Source organism: Bacillus cereus (assembly GCF_015071065.1).
Classification (GTDB): domain Bacteria; phylum Bacillota; class Bacilli; order Bacillales; family Bacillaceae_G; genus Bacillus_A; species Bacillus_A cereus_BA.
Genome location: NZ_VOVA01000005.1, coordinates 153,566 through 165,797 on the forward strand (window position 1 = coordinate 153,566; position 12,232 = coordinate 165,797).

Here is a 12,232-nt window from a genome sequence, read left to right on the forward strand (position 1 = left end):
CTGACTTATGTAATTGTATCATAGCCCTAATACAGCAAAAAACATTTTTCTCAAAAAAAACTCTGCTACAAAGCAGAGTTTACGAACTAATTTGTTCTTGGAGCGAAATCTTTTTTTCATCTCCTACAATAACAATCGATTCTGAAGGTTTCGTTACTTCTAACCTCTTAATATAGTGTCCATCTAATTCTTTCACACAAAACTTATAATTTTCAATTTCAATGGTATCACCTTCGGAAATCTCAATATTTTTTGTTAGGATCCAACCGCCGATCGTATCGACATCATCGTCGTCAATAGTCAAACCTAATAATGCATTCACTTCACTAACAAGTACTTTTCCTTCTAAAATTGTTTTCGTGTCACTAACTTGTTGAATTTCCGGCTGTTCATCAGTATCAAACTCATCTTGAATATCCCCTACAATTTCTTCTAAAATATCTTCAACGGTTACAAGACCTGATGTACCACCATATTCATCAATTAATATAGCGATATGTGTCCTTTCTCTTTGCATTTTTAAAAATAGATCATGAATTGGGATAGATTCAATAACTAAAATAATTGGCCTAATATATTGCTCCACTGTCTTTTCACTAACAACTCGATGCTTCACAAAATCTGTAAATATATCTTTAAAATTTACAAAGCCTATTACATGGTCCTTATCACCATCAACAACCGGATACCTCGTATATTTTTCATGGGACATTTTTTGTAAAGCCTCTTCAGCAGGCATTTCTTTATTTAAAATATTCATCTCTGTTCGTGGTACCATTATTTCTTTCGCAATCCGATCATCAAATTCAAATATTTTATTCACATACTTATATTCAGATTGATTAATCTCACCATTTTTATAACTTTCTGAAACTAACAACCGCAATTCTTCTTCTGAATGCACTTCATCATGCCCTTTTGGTGGTTTCAACCCAAAAAACTTTGTAATTAACCGAGCTGATCCATTTAAAAGCCAAATGAATGGGAATGCAATACGATAAAACAAAATGAGTGGCTTAGCAACAAAGAAACTCACTTGTTCTGCTTTTTGAATCGCGAATGTTTTTGGAGCTAACTCTCCTACTACCACATGGAAAAATGTGATAAACAAAAACACTAAAATTATAGCGAAACTGTCTGCGAGTTGAGTAGGGACGTTCCAATTTGCAAACAACACATCAAACATGTGCTTTAGCGCAGGTTTACCAGACCACCCAATCCCAAGAGCTGTAACAGTTATTCCTAATTGACAAACTGATAAATATTCGTCTAAGTTTGTAATGATTGTTTTGACAGATATTGCACGATTATTTCCTTCTGCAATTAAATAGTCAATTCGTGAACTCCTCACTTTAACAATTGCAAATTCTGCTGCAACGAAAAATGCCGTTAAGGCAATTAAAACAATCACTATACTTATACTATATATGTCCAAATACTTTTCCTTACTTACAGTGTAAGCAAGGAAGCCACCTCCTACTTAAATTTATTCAAGTGAAGTAAGCATTCTGATACTCTAATAAAATTCTACATTAGTAACCACCTTTTTATATATTATATGCATACATAAAAAAGATATTTATAATTATGATAATCTAATTAGCTTATTATCGTCAAACTATAATAAGCCCAATTTTCCGATAACTGAAAATGATTTATATAGATCGTATGTGCTAAACAGCTAAACTTCGTGAAAAAACACTTTCTTTGCCGATTCCACACTTCTTTTGTCACACCTGAAGGGAACTTGCTACATAACTAGAAATCATTCAACAGGATATATATAGGAGGGATTATTTTGGAATATAAAACACCATTTATCGCAAAGAAATTAGGTGTTAGCCCAAAGGCTGTTGTCCGGATTGCACAACAATTAAATCTTACGATAAAAAAAAATAAATATGGTCATTTTATTTTCACACAAGGTGATTTAGATCTAATGTTAGAATACCATCGTTCTCAAATGGACCAGCCTCAAAACTCTCAAACTACTCAAAAAACATCTTCAAATGATGTAGAAAAATTAAAAACTCAAGTAAACACAATTGTTCAAAACACATCATCGAATGATTTTGAGCAATTAACAGCTCAATTAACCACAATTACGAGAAGACTAGATCGAATGGAAGAACAAATGCAAGATAAAGCAAATGATGTCGTTACATACCAACTTTTACAACATCGCCGCGAAATAGAGGAAATGTTAGAACGTATTCAAAAACTAGAAGCTGCCCTAAAAAAAGAAGAACCAATATACATTACTCCTGATGCAAAACCAACATATGAAAGAGAAAAGAAACCGAAGCGTCGTAAAATGATTTTTAGTATATTTGGACTATAAAATTTTAGACCCTTATTACAAAAATAAGGGTCTACTTTTTCGTATGAAGAAAGATGACTGTAATATGACACCCTTCTTCATACTATACATATTCATATATTTTCATTTTGTTAACATAATATTTTTACTGTATTCTGCAATAAGTACCTGCGCATGAGCATTCCCTTGAATAATATCACGGAATTCTTTCAAAGAATACAGATGTGTAGCCCCTTTTCGAGCATGAATTCGCACTGGTACACCTTGTAAAGTATCATGAAACTGGAATGGACTATCTATCGGTTCAATTGGAAAACCGAGTGTAAGTAAATACATATACATTCTTTTTGTAACTGCTGCAATATACCATTCGGCTTTTGTCTCTAACGCATGTATAAATAAAATAGCTGCCAGCCTTTTGAAATGTCCTCTCCCCCGAGACGTTTTCGCAATACTTAACTTTCCTATTTCATACACATTTTTCAAATCTTTCACTAAATCATTTTTAGAAAACGGATAGAAAAACTCAGAATTTGATTGTTCAGGTACTGCAAACTTAATACATTCTACTGTACCAATATGATGTTCATCTTCTATTAATAAAAATCGTGATGGATTTAAATTACGTTCTACAAACATTAAGTTTCTTTCTTCACAAAAATCTCCCCACAGTTGCTCGAACCAAAAATGTTCTTCCTTTGTTTGAACACGCTGGAACATATTTAACCGCCTTTCCCATCGCCGCTCTGTTTTTGATAACGCTTTCACTTACTATCATATAAGAACAAATCTTCGTATGCAACTAAAAATATTTATGTCTTATTATATTCTGCAAATTGAATTAAATTCCTATTTCACACTCTTTTCCCCCGCATGTACCATTTCTTACTTTCTTATACAATCATACATACAAAGAAAGTTAATTGCTCTAATGAAAGCTGTTTATCATTTCAAGTTCGCCCCATGTTACGCTTCTTTCCTTATGGCATATAATTCTTCTTAACCTAAAGAAATCCTTCATTAAAAAGGATTCCTTTTACATTTTATTACTTTTTAACCATTTCTCAAAAATTTGAATCATCCCATGCTTCCCAGCCAACTTCTCTTCTCCCTGTTTCGTTTTATATGGATATAGTTGTAAAAATACTCCACAACCAGATTCAATTTTTTTACTATGCATATGGCTACCTGGATATACACAAACCACTTCATAAATCGCTCTTCGCTTAAAAATTCGTTTACCATTCTGTTCTTCTACATACTTAATAGACCAGTATTTATACATTTGCTCAGTTGCTTTCGTATTACCGACAGGCTGAAAAATATTGTACATAGGGCTGTATTTCACTTCGATAATAATAGAAGATTTATATACATGCTTCTCTTCTGCCTTTACATAACAATCTAAACGAATATCCGGCTTCTTTGTGTCCTCTCCGTTATAAAAATTACTTCCTTTGCTTAGTGCAATAAGAGGGTGTGTTTCAATTAAATCATTAAACGCGACGTGCACTTTTATATCATCTCGATGTAAAATCACTGTCGTTCCATCTTGTAATCCGTCTAAATAAAAATGTTCTTGTATTTGTTCACGGATAGGATTCTTATCTTCAAATCCGATTTGTTCTAATATAGAAATAACGATAAAAAAAGCGTAATACTCATACACTAAAAACGTTGGTTTATATACGAATAATAAAGATGGCGGTTGCTCCGTATGTTGCGGTAACAATTCTAAATGGTGGATTAATTGTTGATGTGGTATAGATAAAGTGCTCGAATTAATGGTAGCTGTTTCAGAAACTTCCCTCCAAAATGGAGAATACAATAAATTTCGAAAGTATTGCACACTTTCATATACGATATGAGCTAATATTTTATATTCTTGTATTTTCACAGAACTTTTCCGTAAATCTGCTTCTTTCAATAAATGTAGATTTCTATATTTTTGTTTTTCCCTATCCGTCACGGATCCATTTCGTTCAATCGTTTTCATAATTGTTTTAACAGCTTGAAATTCGTCTGACTTTTTCTTCTTTTCTCCTTCTAGTATTTCAATAGTTTTACGTAAAAAACTTTCTGCTTCAAGTAAATAATAATAGAATTGCATCGTTTTAAATTTAAGAAATGCATTTTCAATACTATTTTTTTGCTCCTTAAATTTACGGTTGTAATATTTCGCATAAAGCTTTCTTTCTGTCATAATGGCAGTTTTTCTCGTTGTCTTCCGCTCTTTCGTTTCCCAATCATATTCGTGTACAAATTCCGCATTCGATTCTACTTTCTTAAAAATTTGTTTTATTCTTTTCATTTTTTGTGGCAACTTTCTTAACAATACCAAATAAGAAGAATCTTCAATATCGCTAAGTGCTGAGAAAGTTTTCTTGTAATAACCTCTATCTAAAATTAACTCATTTAAAATTGACTTTACATAATCTTGAATCATTTCAAATTGGTCATCAAAAAAGTTTTTAGGAACAACTTGAAACGCACCATAATAAGTTTTATCTTCTATACGCACTTCAAAATGATATAAGCCACAGCGCCAAGGGTAAAAAAATTCAGTTTTTCCATGTTCATACACTAATACTCTTTGTTTTTTTTCATTTAATTCATATTGTGACTCTTTTATATTCTTTTGTCCCTCATATACTTTATTCCATATGAATGTAATATCCATTGGATTTTGATAATGGAAATGCAATTTCAGTGGTTTTAATTCCTGTACTTTATAAATACATTGAACTAATGCTGTAGTAGACGTACAAAGCCGGTTTAAAAGGATAAAATCGCCTTTCCCCTCAGTACCAATAATTAGCTTCAATACAAACGGGAGCGTTTCTTTCGTATCGACGATTGCTGTTTCATAACGCTCCTCATTTTGCATAGCCATACAGCTCCAGTTCTCTACGCTTTTGTCTTATATAAGCTAAAGAATGTTCAAATGTAGATACACGATTTGCAAGCGGAGACTGTAAAAGTGGTATCAATGTCGCTCCCCTTTTTGCTTCTTCAGAAAGTAGAGAGCCCACTGTCATTTCTGTCCCCCTTAATTTCGTTAATACACGCTGCTTTATTTGCAAATCAAAACCTTCTTCCCTGCTAATCATATAGGATTGATTATTTTGGAACGGTATATTTTGCAAATACGTAGCGATTGCGCTTGCACATCGGAAAGAAATTCCTTTTGATATATCGTGTGATGATAATACATCATGTAACTTATCCAATAACTCTAATTCCTCTTCAGTATACACTTCGATCATCTCTTTATTCCTAAACCAATTGAGTCGAAATTCTCCCGTTGTTACTTTCAACGGGGGTTGCTGAACAACTTTCTCATGTTCTATACTCATCTCGCAAAACGGAATTTTTTGTAATGTAATCAAATTTGTTCGATCTAATAATCGATCGGAAAGCTCTTTCGTCGTTTCATCAAAATTTACAGTGCCTACGAAAATAATATTCTCACCAATTTCCACTGAAGGTGGAATTTGATTTTCTATTTCTTGTACTTTCTCATACAAACTCAAAATACGATTTTTCTTTTCAAGTTGAAGAACGGATAGAAACGGAGTAAACCAATGCTCAATATGTGACATGTTCATTTCATCGAACACAATTATATACAATTGATTCGGATTTTCTTTAGCCTTTAACAATGTCCGAACTAACTTCGTTTCACTTTCAATAAAATTACCATTCGGATGAAGGTAACCGAGAATATCATGTGGTTCTTGATACGATGGTGAAATCGGAATCCAAATTAATTCTTCCCCATAACGTAACCCAAGTGATTCTGCATAAGCTTGCACAAAGCGTGATTTCCCAACACCTGGTATACCACCAACAATTGTTAACATATTGGTTTTAATACTAATGTGAAAATTATATATATCTGTATCATCCAAATATAACCCTTTATTACGAACCATACTTTGTACATACTGCAAAAAAGAGGATTCACGCTCATCCCATTCCCAGTCATCCTTTTGCATTTTAATATCTTCTACTTCAACTAACTTACCTTCTTCAGCAATTCGTTTATTTAGTTGGTCATACACATTTTCACTTACAAAATATAAATGATCATCTACTGCTATTTCTACATGTTTCATCCAATCGTTTATTTCAATATATTTGCATTCTTTTCTTTGCTCAAAATATGAAATTGAACTTATTGATGATTTTAACGATAAATTTCCATATAGCCTTCCTTCATGCCACAATAATTCTGGAGGCTCAAAGTCTTTTGGTAATTTAGGCATAAGAAATGATAAATAACCGTTGCTTAACTTCCGTTCCAAAGACGCTCTCTTTTTATAATTTGAGACCTTTGGTGAAGGAATCAATTTATATGAAGATGCTATTTCCCGAGGCTCTTCTGTGCATATTAATTCCAGAAATAAATTTCCACGATCATAATAAAGACGAAACATAACCAGTTGCTTTTCTAATTTATGCTTCTTTAAATCAGTAAAGATTTTTTCATTCTTTTTATTACTGCATAATCCTTCAAACAAATATTTTCCAGTCGGAAATAACTCTTGTAAAGTTAAAGGTATTGAAGAAAGACATTGTACAAAGAAATTTTCTCCATTCTTCTCTCCCTCAGCTTTTGCAAACTTCCCAATAAACCTCATATAATACATTCGCTTTATAAAACTTGGATGAAGAGCTTTATGTAATTTCAACGTAGTCACCTTCTTTTTTTCATACTATTCTTATTGTATGAACTACAATCTAAAACTAGAAATAAAAAACCTGACGTCATCCGTCAGGTTCAAAATTAAAACGTATATTAATGAGAAGGAAATGCTTTTTTTTCTTGTAAAATGGCATTATGAGCGATTTTCATTTTAGCAAGTACGTACCGTAATCGATCTTCGGCATTTTCATCTTTATTTTGCTGCAAACTCGCCAAATTCTCTACAGAACTCGCTAAATTTTCAATCACGCCTCGAAGTTCAGGATGATGATTAAAAAAAGATTCTTGTACTAATACTTTCCTTAAATCACTAGCTAAATCCATAATTCTAGACAACTGTTCTTTTTCTTCCATTTTCATCCCTCCTGAATATCTTATGTATTAAATATTCTCTAGACAAGGAAAAAAGCCCTTTAAATTAAAAGGACTTTTACATTTTTATAGTTCCTGTCAGTAACATATAAAGTGATGTAATAGCTGCGATAACAATTGCCCACATCACATATCGCTCTTTGCCTGCAAAACAACGATTCCCTTTTTCTTTTCTTGCAAACATATACACGAGAATCCCAATACCATATACGATTGAAACAAGCAATAAATTCTTTAAACCAGCTGCATAAATTAACCATACAGAGTATAGGGAAGCAATTAATGCTAACAATCCATTTTTTACTCTCGCAACTTTCAGCTCTTTCGTGATGACTAATTTCAATTGAAATAGCGCTGATAATAAGTACGGCAGTAATATAGATGTTGACGCAATAAAATACATAATTTGATATGTCGATTGTGAAAACAGAACGATTATAAATATAGTTTGGGCAACGATATTTGAAATCCACAATGCCATATGCGGCGTTTGTTTCTTATTTGTTTTCGTAAAGACTTTCGGAAACACGCCGTCTTTTCCTGCTACGTGAGAAATTTCAGAAACAAGTAAAAACCAGCCAATTAATGTACCTACAAGTGACGCAACTAATCCAATATTAATTGCCATTGCACCCCATGGCCCAACAACATGTTCTAATACATGTCCCATTGAAGGAGTCTCTAATACTGAAAGTTCTTTTCTTGTCATGGCTCCCATTGACAGAACAGAAATTAAAATATAAATAGACATTACTAAAATAAGTCCAAGTACTGTCGCTTTTCCAACGTCTCTACTATTTTTAGCTCTTCCTGATAATACAACTGCTCCTTCAACCCCAATGAACACCCAAAGGGTTACAAGCATTGTATTTTTCACTTGACCTAGTACAGAGGAAACTGAGATAGTTCCTTCGCCCCAAAAGTCATGTGTAAATGTATCCCAGCGAAACGCTGTTACCATCACGACAATAAATAATAAGATCGGGACTAATTTCCCAATCGTTGCGATAACATTCATAATGGAAGCTTCACGAATTCCAAATAAAATTAGAAAATGCAATGTCCATAATAAAAGTGATGCACCTACGATTGACGCAACATTATTTCCGCCTTTAAAAATTGGGAAGAAGTAACCTAATGTACTAAACAGTAACATAATTGTTGCAACATTTCCTAAAATCCCTGCTAGCCAGTATCCCCAAGCACTGTTAAAACCAATATATTCACCGAATCCAGCTCGTGCATAACTATAAATTCCGCCCTCAAGCTCCGGTTTTTGTCTTGCTAACGTTTGATATACGAGCGCAAGTGGAATCATTCCCATTGCTGTAATACACCAACCAATTATCGTTGCACCACTATTTGCTCCTACTGCTAAATCATGCGGTAAACTAAAAACACCGCCACCAACCATCGTTCCAACTACTAATGCGATTAACGGAAAAAATCCTAACTTCTTTTCTATTTGTACCACCCCATCTGTCATTCTAGGTGTTATGTTCGTTCAACTATTAAAGTCACCTTTTTCTCTAATAGACGTTTCTCTTATATTTTTTCAGGAAAACATTACTTATTCTAAAAGAAAATGAAGAAAAATGGAATACTTTTTTGAAAAAATGTATAAGTATGCACAAAAAAACCGTTCATTTTGTAATGAACGGTCATTTCATACATATAAAATTGTATATTTATTGTAAAATTAACGAAGTAACTTCTCTTTTTGTAAAAATTGTTTTGCGACTTCTTCGCTACTTTTCCCATTCACATTTACTTCATAATTCATTTTTCTCATTTCTTCATCTGTAATCTTTCCAGATAATTTATTTAATACTTTTTCGAGTTCAGGATATTTCTGTAACGTCTCTTTTCTTAATAATGGTGCTCCTTGATAAGGCGGGAATAGTCCTTTATCATCTTTTAGCACTTTAAGCCCATATTGCTCCAATTCACTATCTGTTGAATATGCATCGATTACGTTAACATCTCCCGATTGTATTGCACTATAGCGCAGTTTCGGTTCCATCGTTTTAACATTTGAAAACTTATAGTTATATAATTTTTGCATTCCTTTATAACCATCTTCACGATCAGCAAATTCTAATGTAAATCCTACTTTAGCTTCCTGTGCAATTTTTCCTAAATCAGAAATTGTATTTATGTTATTTTGATCTGCTATTTTTTTCGGCATGGCTAGTGCGTATGTATTGTTATACTCCATTGGCTTTAACATAACCATATTATATTTCTTTTCCATTCCAATACGAGCTTGTTCATATACTTCATCACGATTTGTACTTTTCGGTTCTTCTTTCACGAAAGTAGATAAAGCTGTACCTGAAAATTCCGGGTATATATCTACTTCACCTGATTTTAACGCTTCAAATACAAATGCTGTTTTTCCAAGGCCCGGCTTTAATTCCACTTGTAAATCTGTATCCTGTTCAATAAGTTGCTTGTACATTTGAATTAATATTTCTGGTTCAGATCCAAGTTTACCAGCAATAACTATGTCTTTCTTTTCGGTATTCCAAAGAAATGGAGCAGCTATCATTACTACAACTATACATATCGTCAATATAACGCGCTTAGAAGAGCGTTTCGGGCTCTCAAGTATACGAAGTACTATATCAAAGAATAAAGCGAGTAACGCAGCTGGTACGGCCCCTAAAATGATAAGCGCATGGTCATTTCGATCTATGCCTAATAATATGAGCTTACCAAGCCCACCAGCGCCTATTAAAGCAGCTAATGTAGCCGTTCCAACAATTAATACCATCGCTGTACGAATACCAGCCATAATAATTGGCAATGCGAGCGGAAGCTCTACCTTCCATAATCTTTTCCAGCTATTCATCCCCATAGCTCTCGCCGCTTCTATAAGTGATTCATCTAATTCCCGTATTCCTGTATATGTATTTCGTAAAATAGGTAATAGTGCATACACAACTAATGCGATTATAGCTGGCAGTTTTCCAATTCCTACTAACGGAATTAATAGTCCAAGTAAAGCAAGTGAGGGCACTGTCTGCATAACAGCAGAAGTCCCTATAATAAATTCAGCCATTCGTTCTTTTCTCGTTAATATAATGCCGAGCGGCACTGCAATAATTACTGCAAAAAATAGTGAAATAAGCGATATTTGTAAATGCTCACTTAATGCACTTAGCAATTCTACTTTTCGTTCTTGGAACGTTTGAATAAAATCAGTCACTGTTTAGCCTCTTTCCTTCATTTGTTCAACAATGTAATTGACAATATGACGACTTGTTAACGCTCCAACATATTGACCATGCTCTTCAACCGGCACTGACTCTTCAGTTTGTAAGCGGACTAGTGCTTCTTGTAATGACGAATGTAAAGATAAAGCATTCCCTTCAACTCGTATCCCCTCGTCTAGCGGCAATAGCTCTTCTATACTCTTCCCCTCATACCAAGGTCGTCCACGATTTCCAATGAACTCCTCTACAAACTCATTTTTCGGGTTATGTATAATTCCTTCTGGTGTATCTAATTGAACAACTTTTCCTTCTTTCATTACACAAATACGATCACCAAGTGATAAAGCCTCTTGCATATCGTGCGTTACGAACACGATTGTTTTTTGAATCTTTTTTTGCAATTGTACGATATCCTTCTGAAGCTGCTCCCTACTTAACGGATCTAACGCACTAAATGGTTCGTCCATAAGTACAATTTTCGGGTTTGCGGCTAATGCCCGTACGACACCAACACGTTGTTTCTGCCCTCCCGACAATTCATCTGGCATGCGATCACGATATACATCTGGATCGAGCCCAACCATCTGTAGCAAGTCATCGACACGTGCTTTTATTTCCTTTTTGGTCCATTTTCTCATTTCAGGGACAACTGCAATATTTTCAGCAATTGTCATATGTGGAAACAGCGCAATCTGCTGCAACACGTACCCTATATTCCAACGTAGTTCGTTTATGTTATATTGTTGAATATCTTTTCCATCGATTAAAATTGATCCTTCCGTCGTTTCAATTAAACGGTTAATCATCTTCATTGTCGTTGTTTTCCCGCAACCACTCGGACCAATGAGAACAAAAAATTCTCCTTTTTTAATTTCTAAATGCAATGAATCCACTGCTTTTGTGCCATCTTCATACGCTTTTGACACATGATTAAATTGAATCACAGACACAACTCCTTTCATGTTGTTTCCTTTATTTTGATGGAATATAGCATTCATTTCAAATGATACGCTTTATTATACAAAAAAAGAGCTCTCATTTGAGCTCTAACGGTCGAACAATATTGTTTTCATAATTGCAGCATATTCACGCACATACGCTTTTTTCTTAGAGCGTCTCGGTGTTTCAGCAGCCAAAGCTTCCATCTTTATCCCTAAATGCTTTGCAATTATTTTCGTTCGATATAAATGATACGTATTACTTACAACTACCGCATGCTTTACATCATATAAATCCATACTAAACTTTAAATTTTCATACGTATTTGTAGAGCGGTCTTCCATTAAAATACGATTCTCATCTATACCATGTACCATTAAATAGTTTCTCATACTGTGAGCTTCCGGTATATCTTCATCTTCCCCTTGACCACCTGAAACAATTACTTTCACCTCAGGGTGAGCATGTAAATATTCCAACGCTATATCCAAACGATTTTGAAGAGATAAAGACGGTCTATCTCCAAATAACTTTGCACCTAATATAAGAACGTATGGAGAGTGATTACTCAATTTTTCACGAGCAACTTTATTCATTCGAAACGTCATATAAATGATGTATAGCGGAGGTAGTAATAAGATTATAAGCAATATCCATTTGTTCATAAATAAGTTA

The 12,232-nt window shown here is 33.8% G+C and carries 10 protein-coding genes; 1 reads left to right on the top strand and 9 read right to left on the bottom strand.

Going from position 1 to position 12,232, the window contains the following annotated elements:
* Positions 1-79: 79 nt before the first annotated feature.
* Positions 80-1,435: a hemolysin family protein gene (locus FT637_RS16190; protein ID WP_193647157.1), complete on the bottom strand. Its 1,356-nt coding sequence runs from the start codon at positions 1,433-1,435 to the stop codon at positions 80-82.
* 363 nt (positions 1,436-1,798) lie between these two features.
* Between FT637_RS16190 and racA the strand changes: the two genes are divergently transcribed.
* The gene (racA, locus tag FT637_RS16195; RefSeq protein ID WP_193647158.1) at positions 1,799-2,341 is read left to right on the top strand and encodes a chromosome-anchoring protein RacA; all 543 of its coding nucleotides are present in this window, start codon (positions 1,799-1,801) and stop codon (positions 2,339-2,341) included.
* A gap of 102 nt (positions 2,342-2,443) precedes the next feature.
* On the opposite strand, the gene FT637_RS16200 is transcribed toward racA, so the two are convergent.
* From FT637_RS16200 to FT637_RS16235, 8 genes are all read right to left on the bottom strand, one after another.
* Positions 2,444-3,040, bottom strand: coding sequence for a hypothetical protein (locus FT637_RS16200; RefSeq protein ID WP_193647159.1), 597 nt, complete (start codon positions 3,038-3,040; stop codon positions 2,444-2,446).
* A gap of 316 nt (positions 3,041-3,356) precedes the next feature.
* Positions 3,357-5,207 carry a hypothetical protein gene (locus FT637_RS16205; RefSeq protein WP_193647160.1) on the bottom strand — a complete coding sequence of 617 codons (1,851 nt, stop codon included), beginning with the start codon at positions 5,205-5,207 and terminating at the stop codon, positions 3,357-3,359.
* Positions 5,197-7,014: an AAA family ATPase gene (locus tag FT637_RS16210; protein WP_193647161.1), complete on the bottom strand. Its 1,818-nt coding sequence runs from the start codon at positions 7,012-7,014 to the stop codon at positions 5,197-5,199. The genes FT637_RS16205 and FT637_RS16210 overlap by 11 nt, the downstream gene beginning before the upstream one ends.
* Before the next feature lie 107 nt (positions 7,015-7,121).
* Positions 7,122-7,382, bottom strand: a complete 261-nt coding sequence (locus FT637_RS16215) for a hypothetical protein (protein WP_002085825.1) — start codon at positions 7,380-7,382, stop codon at positions 7,122-7,124.
* A gap of 76 nt (positions 7,383-7,458) precedes the next feature.
* On the bottom strand, positions 7,459-8,886 hold the full coding sequence (locus FT637_RS16220; RefSeq protein ID WP_002085826.1) for a basic amino acid/polyamine antiporter: 1,428 nt from the start codon (positions 8,884-8,886) through the stop codon (positions 7,459-7,461).
* A gap of 213 nt (positions 8,887-9,099) precedes the next feature.
* Positions 9,100-10,611 (bottom strand): ABC transporter permease/substrate-binding protein, encoded by a 1,512-nt coding sequence (locus FT637_RS16225; protein WP_002085827.1) that lies wholly within the window; start codon positions 10,609-10,611, stop codon positions 9,100-9,102.
* A gap of 3 nt (positions 10,612-10,614) precedes the next feature.
* Complete coding sequence (locus FT637_RS16230) at positions 10,615-11,562, bottom strand: ABC transporter ATP-binding protein (RefSeq protein ID WP_193647162.1); 948 nt, start codon at positions 11,560-11,562, stop codon at positions 10,615-10,617.
* Positions 11,563-11,664: 102 nt separating this feature from the next.
* Complete coding sequence (locus FT637_RS16235) at positions 11,665-12,222, bottom strand: YdcF family protein (protein WP_193647163.1); 558 nt, start codon at positions 12,220-12,222, stop codon at positions 11,665-11,667.
* Positions 12,223-12,232 lie beyond the last annotated feature (10 nt).

Bases quoted from the DNA above. Each gene is read 5' to 3' on its own strand.
- FT637_RS16235 (WP_193647163.1), bottom strand. From the start codon at position 12,222: ATGAACAAATGGATATTGCTTATAATCTTATTACTACCTCCGCTATAC.
- FT637_RS16220 (WP_002085826.1), bottom strand. From the start codon at position 8,886: ATGACAGATGGGGTGGTACAAATAGAAAAGAAGTTAGGATTTTTTCCG.
- FT637_RS16215 (WP_002085825.1), bottom strand. From the start codon at position 7,382: ATGGAAGAAAAAGAACAGTTGTCTAGAATTATGGATTTAGCTAGTGAT.
- FT637_RS16200 (WP_193647159.1), bottom strand. From the start codon at position 3,040: ATGTTCCAGCGTGTTCAAACAAAGGAAGAACATTTTTGGTTCGAGCAA.
- FT637_RS16205 (WP_193647160.1), bottom strand. From the start codon at position 5,207: ATGCAAAATGAGGAGCGTTATGAAACAGCAATCGTCGATACGAAAGAA.